This is a genomic window from Achromobacter sp. RW408, from assembly GCF_003184165.1.
Classification (GTDB): Bacteria; Pseudomonadota; Gammaproteobacteria; order Burkholderiales; family Burkholderiaceae_B; genus Achromobacter; species Achromobacter xylosoxidans.
In genome coordinates this window covers 1,250,311-1,270,665 of sequence record NZ_QHHO01000046.1, presented here as the reverse complement: position 1 = coordinate 1,270,665, position 20,355 = coordinate 1,250,311, and the positions used below count along the sequence as shown (strand labels likewise).

General features: G+C 64.8%; 22 protein-coding genes and 1 tRNA gene. 9 read left to right on the top strand and 14 right to left on the bottom strand.

Annotated elements, in window-relative coordinates:
• The first annotated feature begins 111 nt into the window (after positions 1 to 111).
• The 4 genes from DK459_RS15980 (at position 112) to DK459_RS15965 (ending at position 3,412) form a co-directional block, all read left to right on the top strand.
• Complete coding sequence (locus DK459_RS15980) at positions 112 to 1,017, top strand: LysR substrate-binding domain-containing protein (RefSeq protein ID WP_006385526.1); 906 nt, start codon at positions 112 to 114, stop codon at positions 1,015 to 1,017.
• 130 nt (positions 1,018 to 1,147) lie between these two features.
• A complete protein-coding gene (gene xerD / locus DK459_RS15975; RefSeq protein WP_054499110.1) occupies positions 1,148 to 2,131 on the top strand; it encodes a site-specific tyrosine recombinase XerD in 984 nt (327 codons plus the stop codon).
• Positions 2,132 to 2,197: 66 nt separating this feature from the next.
• On the top strand, positions 2,198 to 2,686 hold the full coding sequence (gene ybaK / locus DK459_RS15970; protein ID WP_054499109.1) for a Cys-tRNA(Pro) deacylase: 489 nt from the start codon (positions 2,198 to 2,200) through the stop codon (positions 2,684 to 2,686).
• A gap of 147 nt (positions 2,687 to 2,833) precedes the next feature.
• The gene (locus DK459_RS15965) at positions 2,834 to 3,412 is read left to right on the top strand and encodes a DJ-1/PfpI family protein (protein ID WP_006385523.1); all 579 of its coding nucleotides are present in this window, start codon (positions 2,834 to 2,836) and stop codon (positions 3,410 to 3,412) included.
• Positions 3,413 to 3,562: 150 nt separating this feature from the next.
• On the opposite strand, the gene adhP is transcribed toward DK459_RS15965, so the two are convergent.
• Complete coding sequence (gene adhP / locus DK459_RS15960) at positions 3,563 to 4,591, bottom strand: alcohol dehydrogenase AdhP (RefSeq protein WP_110134860.1); 1,029 nt, start codon at positions 4,589 to 4,591, stop codon at positions 3,563 to 3,565.
• Between the two features lie 211 nt (positions 4,592 to 4,802).
• Here adhP and DK459_RS15955 point away from each other — a divergent pair, with 211 nt between their 5' ends.
• On the top strand, positions 4,803 to 5,192 hold the full coding sequence (locus tag DK459_RS15955; RefSeq protein ID WP_006385521.1) for a ribbon-helix-helix domain-containing protein: 390 nt from the start codon (positions 4,803 to 4,805) through the stop codon (positions 5,190 to 5,192).
• A 135-nt stretch (positions 5,193 to 5,327) separates the two neighbouring features.
• Here DK459_RS15955 and pbpG read toward each other — a convergent pair whose 3' ends face one another.
• Entirely contained in the window at positions 5,328 to 6,611 is a 1,284-nt protein-coding gene (pbpG, locus tag DK459_RS31015) for a D-alanyl-D-alanine endopeptidase (RefSeq protein WP_020926757.1), read from the bottom strand.
• Between the two features lie 312 nt (positions 6,612 to 6,923).
• Positions 6,924 to 6,998: transfer RNA gene (locus DK459_RS15940), tRNA-Arg, on the bottom strand.
• A 170-nt stretch (positions 6,999 to 7,168) separates the two neighbouring features.
• On the opposite strand from DK459_RS15940, the gene DK459_RS15935 reads away from it, so the two are divergent.
• Positions 7,169 to 8,197, top strand: a complete 1,029-nt coding sequence (locus DK459_RS15935) for a site-specific integrase (RefSeq protein WP_006390766.1) — start codon at positions 7,169 to 7,171, stop codon at positions 8,195 to 8,197.
• Here DK459_RS15935 and DK459_RS15930 read toward each other — a convergent pair.
• From DK459_RS15930 to DK459_RS31200, 8 genes are all read right to left on the bottom strand, one after another.
• Positions 8,194 to 8,478 carry a hypothetical protein gene (locus DK459_RS15930; RefSeq protein ID WP_218911498.1) on the bottom strand — a complete coding sequence of 95 codons (285 nt, stop codon included), beginning with the start codon at positions 8,476 to 8,478 and terminating at the stop codon, positions 8,194 to 8,196. The two genes, DK459_RS15935 and DK459_RS15930, sit on opposite strands and share 4 nt — an antisense overlap.
• A complete protein-coding gene (locus tag DK459_RS15925) occupies positions 8,471 to 10,300 on the bottom strand; it encodes a DNA cytosine methyltransferase (RefSeq protein ID WP_173361348.1) in 1,830 nt (609 codons plus the stop codon). The genes DK459_RS15930 and DK459_RS15925 overlap by 8 nt, the downstream gene beginning before the upstream one ends.
• Positions 10,297 to 10,620 carry a hypothetical protein gene (locus tag DK459_RS15920; protein ID WP_035359375.1) on the bottom strand — a complete coding sequence of 108 codons (324 nt, stop codon included), beginning with the start codon at positions 10,618 to 10,620 and terminating at the stop codon, positions 10,297 to 10,299. The genes DK459_RS15925 and DK459_RS15920 overlap by 4 nt, the downstream gene beginning before the upstream one ends.
• A 2-nt stretch (positions 10,621 to 10,622) precedes the next feature.
• Positions 10,623 to 10,892, bottom strand: a complete 270-nt coding sequence (locus DK459_RS15915; protein ID WP_006390763.1) for a hypothetical protein — start codon at positions 10,890 to 10,892, stop codon at positions 10,623 to 10,625.
• On the bottom strand, positions 10,889 to 13,591 hold the full coding sequence (locus DK459_RS15910) for a toprim domain-containing protein (protein WP_233256738.1): 2,703 nt from the start codon (positions 13,589 to 13,591) through the stop codon (positions 10,889 to 10,891). The genes DK459_RS15915 and DK459_RS15910 overlap by 4 nt, the downstream gene beginning before the upstream one ends.
• A 2-nt stretch (positions 13,592 to 13,593) precedes the next feature.
• Positions 13,594 to 13,788 carry a hypothetical protein gene (locus tag DK459_RS15905; protein WP_146221867.1) on the bottom strand — a complete coding sequence of 65 codons (195 nt, stop codon included), beginning with the start codon at positions 13,786 to 13,788 and terminating at the stop codon, positions 13,594 to 13,596.
• Positions 13,789 to 13,913: 125 nt separating this feature from the next.
• Positions 13,914 to 14,300, bottom strand: coding sequence for a hypothetical protein (locus tag DK459_RS15900; protein WP_146221868.1), 387 nt, complete (start codon positions 14,298 to 14,300; stop codon positions 13,914 to 13,916).
• Complete coding sequence (locus tag DK459_RS31200; protein WP_050813086.1) at positions 14,293 to 14,565, bottom strand: ogr/Delta-like zinc finger family protein; 273 nt, start codon at positions 14,563 to 14,565, stop codon at positions 14,293 to 14,295. Before DK459_RS31200 ends, DK459_RS15900 begins: the two co-directional genes overlap by 8 nt.
• A 318-nt stretch (positions 14,566 to 14,883) precedes the next feature.
• On the opposite strand from DK459_RS31200, the gene DK459_RS15890 reads away from it, so the two are divergent.
• From DK459_RS15890 to DK459_RS15880, 3 genes are all read left to right on the top strand, one after another.
• Positions 14,884 to 15,288 (top strand): helix-turn-helix domain-containing protein, encoded by a 405-nt coding sequence (locus DK459_RS15890; RefSeq protein WP_110134401.1) that lies wholly within the window; start codon positions 14,884 to 14,886, stop codon positions 15,286 to 15,288.
• Positions 15,289 to 15,316: 28 nt separating this feature from the next.
• Positions 15,317 to 15,631, top strand: coding sequence for a hypothetical protein (locus DK459_RS30430; protein WP_146221869.1), 315 nt, complete (start codon positions 15,317 to 15,319; stop codon positions 15,629 to 15,631).
• Between the two features lie 130 nt (positions 15,632 to 15,761).
• Positions 15,762 to 16,052 carry a hypothetical protein gene (locus tag DK459_RS15880; protein WP_110134403.1) on the top strand — a complete coding sequence of 97 codons (291 nt, stop codon included), beginning with the start codon at positions 15,762 to 15,764 and terminating at the stop codon, positions 16,050 to 16,052.
• An 11-nt stretch (positions 16,053 to 16,063) separates the two neighbouring features.
• On the opposite strand, the gene DK459_RS15875 is transcribed toward DK459_RS15880, so the two are convergent.
• From DK459_RS15875 to DK459_RS15865, 3 genes are read right to left on the bottom strand one after another with little or no spacing between them, the layout of a single operon-like run.
• Positions 16,064 to 17,149 (bottom strand): contractile injection system protein, VgrG/Pvc8 family, encoded by a 1,086-nt coding sequence (locus DK459_RS15875; RefSeq protein ID WP_110134404.1) that lies wholly within the window; start codon positions 17,147 to 17,149, stop codon positions 16,064 to 16,066.
• Positions 17,149 to 17,604: a phage tail protein gene (locus DK459_RS15870; RefSeq protein ID WP_058664995.1), complete on the bottom strand. Its 456-nt coding sequence runs from the start codon at positions 17,602 to 17,604 to the stop codon at positions 17,149 to 17,151. The genes DK459_RS15875 and DK459_RS15870 overlap by 1 nt, the downstream gene beginning before the upstream one ends.
• A 12-nt stretch (positions 17,605 to 17,616) precedes the next feature.
• Positions 17,617 to 20,355: a phage tail tape measure protein gene (locus DK459_RS15865; protein WP_110134405.1), complete on the bottom strand. Its 2,739-nt coding sequence runs from the start codon at positions 20,353 to 20,355 to the stop codon at positions 17,617 to 17,619.

The window sequence follows — 20,355 nt, the reverse complement described above, 5'->3', positions numbered from 1 at the left end:
CACAACGCAATTGATAAAATTGCACAATCTATTGAGCCGCCGGCACGACCCGGCGCCAGGCGCCACGCGGCGTGCGGCGGTGGTCCCCGGTTTTGTTGCGTCCCTGACCCCATGAGAAACGGCATCCCCAATCTGAGCGCCCTGCAGGCCTTCGAGGCATCGGCCCGCCTGGGCAGTTTTTCGCGGGCGGCCGAGGAACTGTCCCTGACCCACAGCGCGGTCTACCGCCAGGTGGCCAGCCTGGAGGCACGGTTGGGCGTGCAGTTGTTCACGCGGGTGCGGCGCCGCATCGTCCTGACCGATCATGGCGCGGAATATGCGGGACGCATCCGCCATCACCTCGACCAGATCGAGAAGGACACCTTCGGCCTGGTCAGCCGCACGGGCATGGGCCGCAGCATCCACATCGCCGTGGTGCCAACGCTGGCCACCACCTGGCTGATCCCGCGGCTGGCGGACTTCCAGCGCGAGCAGCCGGACATCACCGTCAGCCTGTCGGTGCGCACGCTGCCATTCCAGTTCAAGGACCAGCCGTTCGACGGCGCGCTCTACCACGGCGACACGCTGTGGCCGGGCACCCAGGGCGTGCTGCTGTTTCCGGAACGCGAGCTGGTGCCGGTGTGCGCGCCCGAGCTGGCGGCGCGCGTGACCGAGGCCGGCGCCGGCGCGCTGGCCGGCATGACCCACCTGCACCTGAGTTCGCGGCCCGATGCCTGGCGCCAGTGGTACGGCGCCAACAACTACCTGTACGGCCCGCAGGCGGCCGGCGGGCCGCGCTACGAACTGTTCACCATGGTGATGGCGGCGGTGCAGGCCGGGCTGGGCGTGGGCCTGATGCCGCGCTTCCTGGCGCAGCCGGCGCTGGACCAAGGCGCGCTGGCGATGCCGGTGCCGCAGTCGCTGACGGTCAGCCAGGGCTACTACTTCGGCTATCCGCAGCGCAGCGAGCGTTCCGAGGCCCTGAAGCTGTTCGAGACCTGGCTGAAGTCGGCGGCGGCGGCGGTCGCGGGACGCTGAATGCTCAGGCGACAGCGCCGCCGTAGAATGTTGCCCATCCCGCGGCCGATGCCGCGCCAGGCCTTGCCTTGCGCGGCGCTCCGCATACGCCTTGGCCAATTCGCCTTCCTGACGCCTTCCTCCCGGTCCCATGCCTGATTCCCGCGCGCCGCTTGCTTCCCAGGCCGACATCGATGCCTTCATCGACGCTGTCTGGCTCGAGGACGGCCTGTCGGCCAACACCCTGGCGGCCTACCGGCGCGACCTGACCGGCTTTGCCCGCTGGCTGGAAGACCCCGAGGCCTACGCCCGCGAGATGGCCGACCGCTACGGCGACGCGGCGTCGGCGCACGCGCTGCCGGCCGGCCCCGCCAAGGTGCTGGCCGAGGCCGGCAAGGCCGATATCGAGGCCTGGTTTGCCTTTCGCCACGAGGAAACCCGCGCCACCACCGCCAACCGCCGCCTGGCGGCGCTGCGGCGCTTTTACGCCTGGGCATTGCGCGAGCATCGCGCGGCGCATGATCCCTGCCTGACGCTGGTGGCCGCCAAGCAGCCGCCGCGCCTGCCCAAGACGCTGTCCGAGCAACAGGTCGACGCGTTGCTGCGCGCGCCGGATCTGAACGAGCCGCGCGGCCTGCGCGACCGCGCCATGCTGGAAATGCTGTATGCCACCGGCCTGCGCGTGTCCGAGCTGGTTGGCGTGCGGGCGCTGGACGTCAGCCTGAACGAAGGCGTGGTGCGCGTGGTGCTGGGCAAGGGCGGCAAGGACCGCCTGGTGCCGCTGGGGGCGGAGGCGGCGCACTGGATCGACCAATACATGAAAATGGCGCGGCCCGAGCTGGCCGCGGGCCGCGTCAGCGACGCGCTTTTCATCACCGGCCGCGCCGAGGCGATGTCGCGCCAGGCGTTCTGGCAGCTGGTGAAGAAGTACGCGGTGCTGGCGGGCGTGCACGCGCCGCTGTCGCCGCACGTGCTGCGCCACGCCTTCGCCACCCATCTGCTGAACCATGGCGCCGATCTGCGGGTGGTGCAGATGCTGCTGGGCCACGCCGACATCTCCACCACCCAGATCTACACGCATGTGGCGCGCGAACGCCTGAAGGCGCTCCACGCGGCGCATCATCCGCGCGGCTGACGCGGGCGTTTGCGCGCCATCGCCGGCCTGCCTACACTTTTGCCTTCGCCTTTTCGCCGCACCGCCATGAGCAAAGCCCGCCACGTTTCCGAAACGCCCGCCACCCAGTTCCTCAAGCAGCACAAGGTGGCGTACACCGAACACACCTATGACTACGTCGATCACGGCGGCGCCGGCGAGGCCGCGCGCCAACTGGGTCTGGACCCGCACGCGGTGGTCAAGACGCTGGTGATGGAAGACGAATCGGCCAAGCCGCTGATCGTGGTGATGCACGGCGATCGCGAAGTCTCCACCAAGAACCTGGCGCGCCAGGCGGGGCTGAAGAAGGTCGAACCGTGCAAGCCGGAAGTCGCGCAGCGTCATTCCGGCTACCAGGTCGGCGGCACCTCGCCGTTCGGCACGCGCAAGAAGATGCCGGTGTGGGTCGAGGCCGAGGTGCTGCAATACCCGGTCGTCTACATCAACGGCGGCCGCCGCGGCTACTTGGTGGGCATCGACCCGAACGTGCTGGTGAGCCTGCTGGGCGCCAGGCCGGTGACCGTGGCGCTGGAATAAGGGGCGCAGCGGCCTCACGGCCCGCGTGGTATCCCGTTACCACCCCCGCGTCCTCCGGCGGGGGCACAATGGTCCAAGAACATCAAGAACCGGCCGCCCGGCCCGCGGGCGCACCAGCCGGCGATCCCCCATCCCCAGGAGACGAACATGAGCAAGAGACTGTTGATGCTGGTCGGCGACTACGCCGAAGACTACGAAACCATGGTGCCCTTCCAGACGCTGCTGGCGGTGGGCCACACGGTGCACGCCGTTTGCCCCGGCAAGAAGTCCGGCGAGAGCATCGCCACCGCCATCCACGACTTCGAGGGCGCGCAGACCTACAGCGAAAAGCGCGGCCACAATTTCGCCCTGAACTACGACTTCGACCGCGTCGAGGCCGATTCCTACGACGGCCTGGTGATCCCGGGCGGACGCGCGCCGGAATACCTGCGCCTGAACGAAAAGGTGCTGGAGATCGTGCGCGCCTTCGACAAGGCCGGAAAGCCGATCGCCGCCGTCTGCCATGGCGCCCAATTGCTGGCGGCCGCGGGCATCCTGGAAGGCCGCACCTGCTCGGCCTATCCCGCCTGCGCGCCGGAAGTGCGCCTGGCCGGCGGCACCTACGCCGAGATCGGCATCGACCAGGCCTACACCGACGGCAACCTGGTGACGGCGCCGGCCTGGCCCGCGCATCCGGCATGGCTGGCGCAGTTCCTGGCCGTGCTTGGGACCCGGATCACGCACTGAACCGGCCGCGTGGCCGGCGCCGCCTCGCGCGATCCGCTGCCGCGCCATGAAAGGGGGGGCGCCGTTCCCGCGCCCTGCGTGCATTCCCGCTCCGCAGCAAAACAAAGGCGCCTGCCATGGCAGGCGCCTTTTTGCGGGGCGAGGCGAGTGTTACGCCGCCATGTCCAGCACGATGCGGCCTTCGATCTGGCCGCGGCGCATGCGGTCGAACACGCTGTTGATGTTCTCCAGCTTCTCGGTCGCCACGGTCGCGCGCACCTTGCCTTCCTCGGCGAACTGTAGCGATTCCTGCAAGTCCAGCCGCGAACCCACGATCGAACCGCGCACCGTCACGCCGTTGAGCACCATGTCGAAGATCGACAGCGGGAAGTCGCCCGGCGGCAGGCCGTTGAGCGCCACCGTGCCGCCGCGACGCACCATGCCCAGCGCCTGCTCGAAGGCCTTGGGCGAAACCGCCGTGATCAGCGCGCCGTGGGCGCCGCCGATTTCCTTCTTCAGGTAAGCCGCCGGATCGGTGGTCTTGGCATTCACGACCACCTCGGCGCCGAGACGCTTGGCGAAATCCAGTTTGTCGTCGTCGATGTCCACGGCCGCCACGTTCAAGCCCATGGCGCGCGCATACTGCACCGCCATGTGGCCCAGGCCGCCGATGCCGGAGACCACGACCCAGTTACCCGGCCGTGTGTCCGTCATCTTCAGGCCTTTGTAGACCGTGACGCCGGCGCACAGTACCGGGGCGATGTCGACGAAGCCGACATTCTTCGGCAGCAGGCCCACGTAGTCGGCCGCGGCCAGCGCGTACGCGGCGAAGCCGCCGTTGACGGAGTAGCCGGCGTTCTGCTGCTGTTCGCACAGCGTCTCCCAGCCGCCCAGGCAATGCTCGCAATGGCCACAGGCGGAATACAGCCAGGGGATGCCGACGCGGTCGCCTTCCTTGACGTGCGTCACGCCTTCGCCCACCGCCACCACGTGGCCCACGCCTTCGTGGCCCGGGATGAAAGGGGGATTGGGCTTGACCGGCCAGTCGCCCTCGACCGCGTGCAGATCGGTGTGGCAGACGCCGCAGGCCTCGATCTTCACCAACAGTTCGCCCGCGCGCGGGCGCGGCACCTCGACTTCTTCGATTTCCAGGGGTTTGCCGAACGCGCGGGCCACCGCGGCCTTCATGGTCTTGTTCATTGCTGCCTCCGAAGTCAGATCAGTCTTAGCATGCTCGGATGGGTACGCGTCCGAGACCTTGATTTATATCAACGGTGTCCGGATGGGGGCGGCAAGGAAACTTATCGTTGCAGAATCGGCGAGGTCCTCCTGCCGGCAGGGGTGTCTTGCCGTGCCGCCGGGTGTCGTCGTAAAGTGGCTCGCAAGTATCGTGTCCGCACCAGGAGCGCCCATGTGTGAAATCTTCATCCGCGCCAGCGAACAGTCCTACGCGCCCGAAACCCGCTCCCTGCGCCTGCATGGGGCGGCCACCAGCCTGCGGCTGGAACAACTGTTCTGGCAGGTGCTGGAAGAGATCGCGGCGCGCGACGGCATGCGGGTCACGCAATTGATCGAGCGCCTTTACGACGAACTGGTGGAGTACCGCGGCGAGGCCGCCAATTTCACCTCCTTCCTGCGCGTGTGCTGCCTGCGCTACCAACTGCTGCAGGCCGAGGGCCGCATCCCCGCCGATGCCGCGGTGCCGATCCGCTCGCTCAACGCCAAAGCGGTGCTGGAAGGCCTGCCGCCTTCCATGTACGACCCGCAGCCGCTGCGGCCGAAACGGGCGGTCGCGGCGTAGGCGTGAATACACAGGCCTTCCGAAGGCCGCCGGTGTGGAAAGCGGATGCCCGCGTCCGCGCATGCGCCGGCCGGCGCCGGACGAAAAAAAGCCCGATCCTGGATCGGGCTTTTTCGTGGGTGGGCGAGGCGCGGATCAGCCGCCGGGCTGGGCCGAGGCCATGGCCACTTCGCTTTGCACGATGCGGCGGATGCGCACCGCATCGCCGATGCGCGACAGCTTGCCCTGCGAGTCCAGCAGCACGATGGCCAGGTCGCGGCCATTGATGCGCGCCAGCATCACCAGGCATTCGCCGGCTTCGTTGATGTAGCCGGTCTTGGACACCTTGATGTCCCAGTCGGGCTTGCGCACCAGCAGGTTGGTGTTGCGGAAGGTCTGCGTGCGGTTGTTGATCTCGACGTCGTACTCGGTATCGGTGGAGTAGCGGTGGATCAGCGGACGCTGCGAGGCGGCGCGCAGCAGGCGGGCCAGGTCGTGCGGCGACGACACGTTGTCGCTGGACAGGCCGGTGGGTTCGATGAAGTGCGTGCTGGTCATGCCCAGCGACTGCGCCTTGGCGTTCATGGCGGCCACGAACGCGGGCAGGCCGCCCGGATAATGGCGGCCCAGCGCGTTGGCGGCGCGGTTCTCGGAAGACATCAGGGCCAGGTGCAGCATGTCGCCGCGCGACAGCTTGGTGCCCACGCGCAGGCGCGAGGTGGTGTGCTTGAGGCCGTCGATGTCTTCATCGGTGATCTCGAGCATCTCGTCCATCGGCTGGTTGGCATCCACCACCACCACCGCGGTCATGAGCTTGGAAATCGAGGCGATGGGGCGCACCACGTTTTCGTTCTTGGCGAAGATCACGGTGGACGTGGCCAGGTCCTGCACATAGGCGGTGCTGGAACGCAGCGCGGCGGCTTCGGCGCGCACCGACACCGCGGGCGGCGGCATGGCGGCGGCCGCCGCAGCGGCGGCCGTGCGCTGCGCGCGCGACGGTTTGTTCGGCTTGCCGTTCTTGCCGGCGGCGCCCTTCTTGGACGAACCCTGCTGCGCGACGGCCTGCTTGCCGCCCTTGGGAGGCGCCTTCTTGCCGGCGGCCTGCTTGGGCGCGCCCTTGCCCGCGGCCTGTTTGCCGGCGGCGCCCTTGGGCGTGGATTTGGCGGCGGCCGACTTGGGCGCGGCTTGCTTGCCGGCGGCCGCCTTGGGCGCGCCCTTGGCCGCGCTCTGCTTGGGGGCGGCGGCCTTGCCGGCGCCGGCCTTCTTGGCGGGAGCGGGCGCCTTCTTGGCTTGTTGCGCCTTGCAAGCGGCCGACTTGGCGTTGGTCTTGCAGGGGTCGGTATTCTTCGCGGCGAGCGCGGCGGAGGGCAGGAGCGCGCACATCGCCAGCGCCGCCGGCGCTATCGCGTTCGCAATTGCACGTTTCCAGTTAAATGCCATGGTTTGAACAGGCTTGTCAGTCTGTGAAGAATTGTTTCCCTGATCGTGCTCGCGACGGTTCAGGAAAAGTCCAGATGAATTAGAGGCTTACGCGTCGAATTTAAACAGCAATTTCAAGTGACGCGCAAGACGATTCGCTATCATCGCCCAAAAAAATATCGGGGTCGTATTGACGGATGGCGTATTCGTCACCAAACGCGTCCCGAGACGCTACCGGCGCGCGGCGCGTGAGCGTAGCCCGGATTAACCCTCATCTGGCTGAAAGCGGGGAATTTTCTTGCGATGGCCTGCGGAATCGAGGCCGGGGAAGGGTGGCCTCGCCGGGTGGAATCGAACCACCAATTGACCCTTAGGAGGGGCCGGTTATATCCATTTAACTACGGCGAGACGGGCAAAACTGCGGGGATTCCGCAACCCCATGAATGCATGAGGATTTTATGGTAGTGCCTTGATATTAAAGGGCTTTGTCTTGGCGGGAGTTTATCACTCTTCATCATCGTTTCTCACCTGATCTAATATCCCGCTACTACAGAACTACTACAACAGGAAAAGACGAGATGGCCGCGATAGTCAAGATCGGCGCCAAGTGGCGCGCCCAGGTACGCAAGGCAGGACGCAAGTCTATCAGCAGGACGTTTGAGACCAAAATCGAGGCCCAGCGCTGGGCCTTGGAGATCGAGGGAAGCTCGGCCGAAACCGCCTCCATGACGGTAGCCAAGCTGATAGAGAAGTACCGCGAGCTGCGCGCCGAATCGGGCCGCCCGATCAAGCCCAAGTCCAATGAGGACTACATGCTCCAGCACCTCGCGGCCGAGGACGACGGGCTGGGGCAGGTGAAACTTGAGAAGCTGGCCACCTCGCACCTGGTGACCTGGTGCCAGCGCCGCCAGCGCGCCGGCGCCGGGCCGTACACGGTCAACATGCACATGTCCAAGCTCGGGACCGCGATCCGGCACACCAAGAGCATTCTCAACCTGCGCATCGGCGACCCGGTGGGAGACGCCCGACCGACCCTGCACCATTTTGGACTGATAGGCCCAGGCAACAAGCGCGACCGCCGGCCCACGGCCAAGGAGCTGGAACAGCTCTATGCATACTTCGCCGAGCACTTCCCCTATATGGTGGATGTGCTGACGGTGGCTATCAATACGGGGCTGCGCCAGGGTGAGATTTTCCGCATCCGTTGGGCGGATTTGGACGATGTCCGAAAGCTGATCATCGTGCGAGACCGCAAGCACCCGAAACAGAAGGTCGGGAACGATCAGCCCATACCGCTGCTGGGCGAGGCTTGGGCGGCCATCGAACGACAGCCGCGCGACACGCCGGATGGCCGGATATTCCCGTACCGTGCCGCGACGGTGAGCCAGCTATTTACTCGGACGTGTGTGACGCTGGAAATCAAAGACCTGCATTTCCACGACATGCGTCATGAAGCGGTAAGCAGTCTATTTGAGGCCGGCTGGCAGATACCGGAAGTGGCGGCGGTCTCCGGCCATAAGGACTGGCGCCAGCTTAAGCGGTACACCCAGATCGATCCGGCAGGACTCCATAACAAAGTCCTGCCGATGCCGAAGCGCGTCGCCTAACGCTCGCTGATCAGCGAGGCCTCACGGTAACGCTGATCGAGGTATTCACCGACAGCCCGCACATCGGCGTACCGATTGCGTCCCTCGGTGTAGGTGGCCACCGCGCACTTGTCATCCGAGATGAGGTTGCGCAACGAACCTTCCTTGATGCCCAGCTCGGCGGCCAACTCGCTCATGGTCAGGCGCATACGGCCGTAGCGCATGTACAAGATGATGGCGGTTGACGCGGTGGCGGCCGGCGCGGCCGATGTATGCCCAGTTTCGCGTATCCGTTCAACCATGGTCCTGTTCTCCACCGCGCACGGCCAGGGCCGTGATGATTGGACGGACCCATATGGGCGCGGCCGACAGCTGGAACGTTTCGCCCGTCCGAGACAGCAGGATGGCGCGGCCGATTTCCTCGGCCATGGCCTTGGCCGCCTTCCTGGGTACGGCGTTGCCGATGCGCTCGCGGTGTGCGCTGTCGGACGTGCCGTCCATCTGGAAGGGCTCGCCGTTGGCCTCGGCCTCGGCGTAGTCGTCGGGGTCGTAGATGCTCTGCAGGGCCGCCAGCTCAAGCGTCGTAAACGGGCGGTGCCAGGTGCCGTCCTCGGAGATGATGCGGCATACCAGTTTGTCGTTGGCCGCAGGCAGCGCCCGCGGATCAGCCACCGACCATGAGCCATTGTCATGGCAGGCCGACGCTGACACCGCGCCGACGTGCTTATCCCATGCTGCTACGCCATAGTGTCCGGCAGTCAGGTAGTGATCGCCCCGCTCGCGGGCCAGTCCCGGGCGTGGGTCAGCGATGGACATCCATCCGCCCTGCACGCCCTTACCGCCGGCGATAACCGCACCCGCTGCCCGCTGCCAATCCACAACTTTGAGGTTGTTGCTGTGCCGATGCCAACCCGTGCGCGGGTCTGCGACGCATTGCCCTGTTCCGTGCGCGCCCGTGACGGCGCGCGCCGTGTCTTCGTAGCGCACGATCCGGAATTCGTTGCTGTGCTTGGCGGGGCCGTGGTGGCGCGGGTCCGCTACGCTGTATGCGCCTTGTCCCGGCCCCTGCTGGCCCGCAATTGCGCCGGTAGACGCCTCCCAGCGGCGCACGCCGTAGGCCTGGCCGTCCTTCCACGCCGCCGACGGATCGAAGCGCGGATCAGCCACCGAGAAGGCACCATTCAGCGGATAGCTCCGGCCGGCGATGACGCCGGCGCTATCCTGCATCGAATGCACGCCCAGGGCGCCGCGATGCATTTCCGGCACCAACAGGTAGTCCTGCAGGTAGCCGTCCTGCACGGCCAGGCGGTTCAGGCTGCGCCAGTCGCCACCGGCTTGGACGAACGCGAGCCGCACCCAGGTTTTCCAGCTCAGGTTCGGGATGCGGTGCATAGGGCCGGCGCGCAGGTCGCCTGGCAGGTGCATACGGCCCAGGATTTCGCCCACGGCGCGCAGCGGGCGCTTGGGCGGCTCGTAGATGAACGCCGGCACTTTCTCGGCGTGGCGGGCGATCAGCAAAAAGCGCTTGCGGCTTTGGGCCAGGCCGCCCAGCTCGCCGCAGTCGTGCGCGGTTTCGCGCACCACATAGCCGTAGTGACGCAGCAGCTGGACGATCTGATCGAGGAAGTGGCGCCCGCGTGTGGCGATGCGCGGCACGTTCTCAAAAAGAATCACCTCCACGGGATCATCCTTCCATGCCTCAAGGCACAACCAGATGCCGCGCAACGTCAGCTCATTGAGCGCTTGGTACTTGGCGGTCAGGCTGCGGGCGTGAGACAACAGCCCCGAGAATCCTTTGCACGGGGCCGAAAGGAATAAGATGTTCGGCCGGCGGCCACCAGCAGCTGCGCGCATGTCGGCGGGCAGTGCCTCGGCCCAACCCTCGGGCGGTTGATGCCCGTGAAAGGCGATGTACTGGTTTCGGCTGAACAGGTCGCGCACCGTGCAGCGAACGCCCGTGAAGCGTTGGAAGTCGGCCGCGCCGGCGGGGTCTACGTCGATTCCCCCCAGGCACACCATGCGGCCGCGCAGGCCAGGGATTTCCGGTTGCGCCTGCTGCATGCCGGCCGCGCCAATGCCTGATCCTGAGAAAACGCCGAAGTGAGTGATTTCCGAGTACTTCATTCTGCGCACTCCTCTTCTGCAGTGTTCTCATTTCCGGCATGCTTGACGGAATCAGCAAGCGCCCTGATGCGCATTTCATCGGCGGGTGTGTGCCAGCCCTGTGTCAGGTCACGCCACAGGTTGAACGCGCCATACGCCCAACTGCTCACCTGACTCACGCTGATATGGTTCAGCCGATCATCGGGGTTGCGCGCCAATAGCTCTTTCAGGAAATCCGCGTGGGAGCGAATCCGAGCTTCGGTTGCCTCGGTAAGTTGCTTATAGCTCCAGGCCTTGCGGGGTGCGGGCGCCTTCTTGAACGCCGGATTGGAATCTTTCATGTCTATTCGTCCTTGTCGCCGGCACTGGCGCGTTTGATATCGCGGCGCGGCGGTGTGAAATGGTCGGGATGGGCAAGAAATTGCGATTGGGCCGGCGGCGCGGCAGGCGGCGGGCGGTAGCGGTCGGCGCGAGGTTGCGAGAGCGCCAGGGCGGTGATTTCCAGGCAGCGGGCGAGCGCTGGCGAGCGCAGGGCATCCGCAAGCGTGCCGCGAAGGCGCGCGGCTGCGTGTGCCTGCGCGAGCTGGGGAAGAGTGGGCTTGTGCATCGTCAAGCCCCCTTCCGGAAGACCCAGCAATGCACCGTCGTGGCCTTGGTGGTGCCGGCCTGGCTCGCGTTCTGACGAATGCGGCTCTTGACGGTCTTCACCTCTAGGAACTTGTGCTGCCGGCTGGTACGTAGCACCTTCTTCAAGTCGCTCAACGCTGGCACCTGCTGGCGGTGCGTGGCTGCGGCCTCGATGAAGTGATTCAGGTTGATCGCAATCTCTTCGTCGTTGCAAGAGTGGTTGAGCTGGGGCGCCATCTCGTCGTCGCCGTTGAGATAGGTGTAGGCCTCCCAGAATCCCTGCACGATGGGATGGTCCGCATTGATGACCTGCTGCCGCTCGGCCGCCATCGTGCCGATGAGGTCGGCGGCCGCCTGGTATTGCTCATCGGTCAGCCGAACCACCAGGCGAAGCGCATCCAGGACGGCCAGCAGCTGCGCGTGGCATTTCATGATGCGGGTCATCTTGATATCGCCACGTTCGCGCAAAGCGTCAACGTGATCCTGGTAGCGCGAAAACACGGTCTCCAAGACTTTTGCCTCGCGCTTGGTCGCCGCCAGAATGAAGCCCGATACATCGCTTGTGGGCGTGGTTTCCAGCGCCACGGCGGCGGCCAGCGTCTTGGCGTTCTGGCCGGCCCGGTCGATGTTGATGTGAACTATCCGGGAAAGGATGGCTTCGGACGCGTTCACCTCGTTGTTTTGCGAGATGACAATGGATCCTCGGAACGGCGGTTCGTAGGTCTCGTTGCCGCCGTTGGCCACGCCGCGAGAACGGATGCTGCGGCCGTTGTAGGCGGTTTTCAACTCGTCCCAATCAAACGACTTCACATGCGATTTCTCTTCGCCCAGACGCTCACGGTCGGATTCGATCAGCACCACGGGCAGGCCAGCGACCTGGGCAAAGTTGCGCGCGCGCCCCGGCGTCGTGGACTTGGACGGGTCGAAGCCCTCGTAATCAGTCCGTCCGAACAGCTTCCACAGGAATTCGATCAGCGTTGACTTGCCCGAGCCTGCCTCGCCCACAACTTCCAGAAAGGGGTAGCTTTTTTGGTGCGCGCGGATTTGTTCGGCGAACAGCGAGCCGAACCAGAATGCCAGTGTCACGATGCCCTTCGCACCGAAGGCGGTCCAGACATGCTGCACCCAATCCGCCTTGTATTCGTGCGGGTCGCCGTTCACCGTCAGCGTGACGGATTGATTCAGACTTTTGACCGAAAGGCGCCCGATGTCGAAGAAGTCCTCTTCGTTGACCTCGTAGATCGTGCCGTCCTTCACCGCCAGCGCGCCAAGGATGTACGCGCCATGCTCGCGGCTGTAGCCGATGAAATCCACCGTCTCCACGCGCTTGATGTTGTAAAGGCGGCGCTCCATCATCCTGTCGAGGTGATGGCCCTGGCCCGAGAACATGGCGCCCGGGGCGATGGCCAAGAGGCGCTTCTTGAACTCGCTGGCGGTTGAGACCTGGGACGATGTGAAGGTGTTCTTCACGGGGGGCCCGTCATGCGGGAATTCGACGCGGAAGTAGTACCAGCTCTCGTCCGTGAGCTTGTTTTCTTGGAAGTACAGGGGCGTGGGGTAGCAGTTGGAAATGGTGCGGATGCCGCCCGCCTCGCGCAGCGCGAGCGCGCGCAGCTCGTCCTGTGCAAGCTGCTCCTTTGCTTCGTTGCCGATCCGATCCATCGCCTTTTGGTAGGCGTCGATATCCATCCGGAACCAGTACAGGCGCTTGCCGAACTCGAAATCAAACTCGGTCCGGCTGTTGTCGTGTTCGTACAGCAGCAGCGCCTTTTCGGTGGCACTACGCGCCAGCAGCACCGCCCCATGGTGCAGGTACAGCTTGCGGCCTTCTTGGGACAGGCGGCGCGGGGCGCCGTCCGGTGCGTGCTGGTCGAGCTGGTAGAGGTCGTTCCAGTCGCGTTTACGCTTCCCGTCCTGCGGGATGATGGCCGCCTTGCACGTCCAGCCGTCTTCGGTAGCGCGTTCGGCGTGCTTGCGCGTGAAGCGCCGGCCGGCGGCGTCGCCGTCGAGCGCCCAGACCAGGTGCGGCAAATTGTTGGGGCGTGCGTCTGCCAGCGCGCGCAGTGCGACGGATGGATAGTTGTTGCACGACATCGTGGCAGCGGCCTGGACGCCAACCAACCATAGGGCGATTGCATCAAAGATGCCTTCGACCAGCCACAGTTCGGTGACCTTGGCGGGGTCGAAGCCGGGCGGCGTCCACCACTCGCCCATGTAGCTGCCACCGGGCTGGAAACGGGCCTTTTGCTTACCGAAGCGCCCCGGCTCATCAATCAAGCGTTCCCAATAGGTGCGGCCAACGGGGAAGCGCACCGTTGCAGAAACGAGATTGCGCGCGCGGTCGTGATAGGTCTCTTGCGTGTAGCAGCCGGCCAGCCGGGCCACGTCGAAGCCGCGGGCGTGCGCCAGGTAGGCGTCAGCGGCCGCGTGCGGGTTGGTCTTCATGTCCTCGGCGTAGCGCTTCGACCAGTGTTCGAAGATGTCCGAGAACAGCTCTTTTACATGGCCCTCCCAGCCGCATTTATCGAGGCGTCCGCAACGCAGCACCCAGGGGTGGTCTGCGTGCGTGTAAACCTCGCGCTTCTTGCAAGCGGGGCAGATGCCCTGACGAAGCCAGCCTTGCCGCTCTTTGAACTCAAAGTCCGCGAGGCGGGACATAACGTCGCGGTGAATATCGGGCTTCATGATTACGCCATCAGGTTACGTTCGCGCAGGGTGCGCATGGCGGCGGCGTGAACGGCGCAGGCGGCGGTAAGCATGTGGCCGGACAGAACGGTATCGCCGGCCGAGGCCGTCAAGAAGAGGGATTGGCCGGGTTCATAGGCGCCGCGCACCAGATATTCGGTGAGCTTGGCCAAGGCCTTCACCTCGTCGTCGTTCATGTGTGTTTCGATGCGGGCATGCACGGGGATGGCAGGCATATTCGATTCCTTCGGAAAACAGTTCCCCGCGACGGGCGCAGATGCGCCCGCCGGCAAGGCGGTATGACGTGGGGTAGGTAGAGGTGCTACAGCGCCAGGGCGGCGGCTTCCTGGGCGCTCAGGAGGTGGGCGATTTCGACCGAGGAAAGAACGCGAGTACGGCCGGTGTCGCGGTCAACGACAAACAGCGCGTGGCTGGTGCTGCGGTCCATGTCGAAGTTGACCGGGCTGGACCGGCTACCGATTTCGGCGATGGCCTTCGCCGCTTCGGTCTCGGCGGTGCGTTGCGAGCAGTTGGCCACTGCCATCAAGTGCGCAACGCAGCGCTCCAGCAGTTGGTTGTCACGCGGCCCGGGCATCGTGGCGCCGTTGTCCTTTTCCACCGCAAGAAACTGGTGTGCCTGGTCGGCGAGAAAGGGGCGGCTCCAGTTCGTGGCGGAACCATTCACAAGGGCAAGACGTTGGCTATTCATCGTGGTCTAGGCTCATTTGGCGTGGGTCAGACTTCGCAGCGGCAGCAAGCCGCAAGGACGTGCTGAACGGGGACAGGGGCAACTGAATATCGGGCCTGGCTTGGGACAGGGCAGACGGTGAAATCGCGGCCACTGCTTCTATGTGTGCCTTCCAGGTGAAACCGCAGTGCAGATTGCGGCATTGGAAGTAGGCGGCGCGCACCAGGGGGGACAGCTGTTCGCTGGTGCGTACCGTTGCCCAGGTCTCGCAGTAGGGGCAGGCCATGCCAAACCGATTCATGGCTAGCGACGCCGTGACTTGGCTTGACGGTGTTCGGTCTCGTAGGCGACCAATCCACGTAACGCCAGCATTCGGATGAAGGACGAGACTGAGCGCACCTGCTCATCCGCATAGTTCTGACAGCGCATCAATTCGTCCTCGGTGAGACGAAAGCCGACCATTCGTTGTTGAGCCGTTTTAGGGCGGCTTCCCTTAGTACGCGCACGAATTGGTGTATGTTCCATTTGATTTCACTCGTTATCAGACACGGCAAGTGAATTATGCACACGTTCGTGTGCATTCGTCAAACATAAATGGGAGCAAATGTTGGCACTTGGACTGCGGCTAGCGGAGGAAAGGGATCGCCTGGGTTTGACGCAGGAGCGCTTTGGCGAACTGGCGGGCGTTTCCCGGAATAGCCAGGCGAACTATGAGAAGGGCGCGCGTCAGCCAGATGCCGCCTATCTGGAGCTGATCGCCTCTGCGGGGGTGGATGTCCTGTATGTCCTGACCGGGGCGCGCTCGCTTTCCGAGAAGGATTTGCAGGCCGATCTAGAGCGCTACGGCGACGCTTGGGAGACCCTGGAAATGGCTCTTGAAGCCGCCGGGCGAGAACTAAGCCCGGCGAAGAAGCGCAAAGCGGCAGATGCGCTGTACCAGGCGAGCAAGGCGCAAATGTCGATGGATAAAGACAAGTTGACTGAATTGGTTCTGCAACTGGCGGCCTGATTGACCGCCCCATAAAAAGGAGAAAGAGGTGTTTAGAGTTGGATTTGCTGTTGCCCTAATGGCGGCCGCTCCGCTGACACACGCAGCTGGCGAATGGTACGAAGGTGGCACGCTGCACAGCGCTACGCTCAAGCAATGGGCATCGGCCACGACACAAAACAAAATGGCCACCATGGCGGATATGGTGGTGGCGGCGAAACTTGCGAAACGACCGATGGAGGTTGTGGAGCAATCCGTTAGGGCCGCATCCTGCATTGACGAGGTGGCCAGCGAGAAAGCGGCCCAGGGCCAGGAAGTGGCCACGGTTGCCGCCATGTGCATGATGAACGGAAAGAAGGGGTAGCGCCCGCTGACTGATTGAACCGGGTATATGAGGCCGTGGGGGTGCCGGTTGCCCTACATTGCCGGCAAGGGCTGCGGCTGTTCGCGTGTGCAGCCGTATGGAGCCGGCGAACGCACAGGAAATATAAGAAATGCAGAAGCCTCAAGACCCCGGTTCAAACGTTCATTTTCTCAACTTGCCTGCGGCCGAAGTGAAAGCGGGCGACGTGCTCGGAACCTTGTTCCATGCGCTCAAGGGTGCGAAGGAACGGAGACAAGATAACGCCGCCGCGCCGGCCTCCAATGATCAGCAGATCAGCGGTGACGGCAATATCCAGATGTCCGCACAGGCGATGCCGAACCAGTCGATAACCGGCAACAACAATATCCAGATCGGCGCGGTACAGCTGGTTGTGCAAGTAACGATGAACGTGAAGCGATAGGACACAGCGCGCTATTCCGCGCCGTCCTCAATCGTGGGCAGGTCGCCGTCAGATGGATCATCATCGGTCTTTCGCGCGTCTGCCGTTTCTCCCTCGCAACTGGTGGTCAGGCCGCCATCGTCCAGCTTGTGCGTGACCCGAGAAAGCAGCCAGACCGTGGAGCTGATAAGCGCCTTGGTGCCGAGCATGCGCACCTTGGTTTGCGGTGCCAGGTCGGGCCGGCCGTAGGCCAATTCAAAACGCAGCGTGGCCGTGCCGCGCTGCAGGCGTGCCCACTCCGCGCGCGCGGCTTCAAGCGCGTCCTCTTCACTCGCATACAGTTGGCGCAGACGCTTGGCGTTGCCGATGACGCCGGCCAGAACGTGGCGGCGCTTGGCCTTGCCCTTGTCTTGCCAGGAGGCGTGAACGCCTGTGTATGAATCGCGGTCCGCGACCTGGTAGCGGATGGCGTCACCATCGCGCCGCGTCAGCTCGATGGTTGGCATTTCCTTGCCGCTGGCGGTGTCTCCCTTGCCAATGGGCAGGAACAAGAGCTTCCCCTCTTTGATGGTGGCCACGGCATCGTAGCGTTTGCCAATGCGGTTCAAAAATGCCAAGTCGGATTCGTCGGTCTGATCGATGTGCGCGATCTTCGTCCCGCCGAATGTGCCTACCACGGGCGTGAGCTTGTGCGCCTTGGCGATGGTCTCCACGATGGCCTTGATGGTGGTCTTGTGGAAACTGCGCGTGGCGCGCGTGCGCAGCGCGTTGCTCATGTCTGCGCTGCGGGCGCGCAGCGTGATGACATCTGGCGGCCCGGAAAACTCCACTTCGTCCACCTCGAACGTCCCTTTATCGACCATGCCGCGCGAATCGCTCCAGCCGAGAAAGACCCGCACGACCACGCCACGGCGCGGCAGCTCCAGCAGCCCATCATGGTCGCTCAGGGTGATATCGAGTTGGTCGGCCTGTTCCGAACGGCATTCGGTGATGGACAGGCTGACCAGACGCGGCGCGAGCTTGCCGGTGACGTCCTGATCGCCAAGCAGGACGCGCCAGCGCGGTGCCGGGTATTCGGTGCGGCCGCGCTGCAGGCCATCGGATAGGGCGGCGAACATCAAAGCCCCCAGCCGGCGATAGAGCCGTCCATGGTGTCGATAGGAATCTGCAGGTCATCCAGCAGCGGCCGCGCCTGCGAATCGTCAACGCACTTGAGCGTGAGGGTGAAATCCGTCTTCTGCGGCAGGCCGTTCACCACGAACATCGACCCCTCTTCATCCAGGCCGGTGATGATGAAGGCGCCGTAGACGGTGCCGATGCCATCCACCATGACATAGGCCTTGCCCGTGTCGCCCATACGGCGCAGCAAGCGGATGGCGCCGGTTGTGCCGAACAGCTGGGGGATGATGGTTCCCGACAGGGTGATGGTGTCTTCTCCCTTCCCCACAAACTGATAGGCCGGACCCGCGCCCATGCGCGAGTTCGACGGATGCCGCCATTCCGTCTGCCGCTTGAGCGTCTGGTAGGCGGCGGTGGGCAGGCCAAAAATGAACATGCCGAGGGCCATCATCATGGTGGTGGTGTCCTATTCGTTGTCGTAGTAGGCGGAGCGCAGGCGCGCGGCTTTGTCGGCATCGCGCCGGCGCAGGGCATCGTCCACCGCGCGCGCGATGTCCTGCGCGCCGGCGCCGGCGCCGCTGATGTGGATGGTGATCGTGTCGCCCTGGATCGTGATTGAGCGGCCGCCCGCTGCGTTGGCGGCCATGGCCGGCCGGTGATCAATGCGCGCCAGGGTGCCAGCATCGGTGACCATGCCGGCGGGTGCTGCCAGCAGGCCGCCAGAGGCCGCGAGAGCGCCCGAGGCAGGCAACATGGCCCCACCTATGGCCACGGATGCCGCGAGCGCTTGGGCGGCCTTTACGGCGGCCGGCTGGCCCGCCTCGATGCCGACAGCGGCGCCTTCGGACACAAAGCCGCCCATCTGGGCAAATACCCGGCTGGGCGAGTGAATGCCAAGTTTTTCCTTGAACCAGCCGACGATACCCGTACCGATGTTGGAAATCGATTCCTTGAGCGCCCCGGCCATGCTGGAAATGCCGTTGATCAAGCCCTGGATCAGCATCGAGCCGAATTGCGTGAAGTTGCCGGGCAGCTCAAGGCCCAACGTCCCCAGCGCGCCGGTGATCGCCTGGTACAGCAAGCCCAGCGGTGACCAGTTCACCAGCAGCGCACCGATGCCGGCAAGGCCGCCATCGAAGGCAACCTTCACGGACTCCCAGATGTCGGAGAAGAACGTCGTGAGGCCGCTCCAGGCGGCGGAAAGTATCGGTATGGGATTCAGGGCGGCCAGCAGCTGGCCCAGCCACGCCATGGCCGAATCAAAGGCCGCGGTGACCTGCGCCCAGAGGTCGGAGAAAAACGCCTTGATCGGCGTCCAGTACTGGTAGATGAGATATGCGGCGCCAGCGATGGCCGCGACCGCCAGCACGATGGGATTTCCGAGTAGCAGTTTTCCCACTGACACAATGGCGCTGCCCAGCAGCCCAAAACCACCCTTGGCCAAGTTGAACAGCACGCCAATCAGACTGCCGCCCTGGATACCGAGCATGGACAACCCGTAGCGCACGACGATGAACGGTCCCAGAACGGCGGCCAGCGCCAGGGTGAGCGCGCCGAAGGCTGCGACCAGGCCGGCGATGACGGCGGCCGTGGCGGTGAGCGCGCGGGCAATCTGCGGGTTGGCCTTCATCCAATCACCCACAGCACTCACGACGCCGGCCAGGCCCTTGGTGAGGCGGCGCAGCGTCTTATCGTGCAGTTCTTCCGTCTGGATGCCGACATCCTCCCAGGCGCTTTTCAGCTCGTCCAGGTCGCCGGTGAGGTTGTCGGCCATGGTGCCGGCCGTCTTATCCGCTTCGCCCGCAGCCTTTTTCAATATGGCGATGAACTTCTGCAGTTCACCCGTGCCGGCCTGTTCCACCAGCACCTGCAGGCCGCTGAATGCTTCCTCGCCGGCGATGGCCTTGAATATGCCGGAACGCTGGGCGTTGCCCATCTTCGCCGTCTTCTGCTGCAGCTCGGCAAGGATGTCAGGCAGCTGCCTTAGATTGCCCGCTGCGTCCTTGGTATTGATCTGCAGCGACTCCAAGGCGTCGGCCGCCGCCTTCGGCGGGGCGGCCAAGCGACCGATGACGGCCCGCAACGCAGTGCCGCCCATGCTGCCCTGGATACCTGCGTCGCCCAGCTTGCCGGCCATGGCCGCCACGGTCTCGATATCCTGGCCGACGCCGGCCGCCACGGGTGCCACATACTTCATGGTCTCGCCCAGCATGTACAGACTGGTATTCGAGCGCGTGAAAGCGCCGGTCAGCACGTCGCCCACGCGGTTCATCTGTTCGGCGGGCAGTTTGAACCCGGTGAGGATGTTCGACCCGATGTCGGCGGTCTGAGCGAGATCGGTGTCGCCGGCTTTGGCCAGGGACAGCATGCCGGGCATGGCGTCCTGGATGGCCTTGGGCGTAAAGCCCGCCATGGCCAAGAAGCCTTGCGCGTCCGCCGCCTGCGTCGCGGAGAACATTGTCTTGGCGCCGAGGTCTCGCGCCTGCTTGCGCAGCGCCTGCATCTCGGCGCTGTCCTTCTCGATGCGGGCCAGCGCCTGAACCTTGCTCATCTTGGCGTCGAATTCGACACCAGGCCGGATGAAGCGCGTTTCTGCGTACAGGGCAGCGCCGCCGGACGCCAGGCCAGCGGCTCCGGCGCCGGCCATTGCGCCCACGGCCGCCTTGCCGTTGCCGTACTTCTCTTTGGCCGTGGCCAATTTCTGGTGGTGTGAGGCGGCGGCCTGCAGCTTGCGCGTCTGCCTGTCCAGTGCCTGTGACGTGTTGTCGATCTTCTGGCGCAGGTTGCGTTCGTCACGCGCCAGGTTCGATGTGGAAAGGCCCGCGCGCGTCAGGTTGTCCCGCAGGCGTTGAAGCTCTACGGACTGCTGACCGTGCCGCTCTTTCAGCTGCTGGGCCGCACGCACCGCCTGGTTGAATTCCCGCGTCATGGCGCGGGTGGGATTGGTGGCCCCCTGCATCTGCTGGGCCAAGGCGGCCACGCGCTGCTGCGCCGTGGCCAGTTCAGCGCGGGTGGCCTGCAGGCCGCGCGTCAGCTCGCGGAATTGCCCTACCTCGCGCTGCGCCGCCGTCAGCTGCTTGAGCTTTCCGCGCAGATCGGCGACGCCCTGGGCGGAGGCGCCGGCTGTGCTCTTGATTTTGCGAAGCGGCCCCGACAGCTTGTCCTGCAGGGCCGCGATGACGCGAAGCTGTAACGCCTTGTCCAT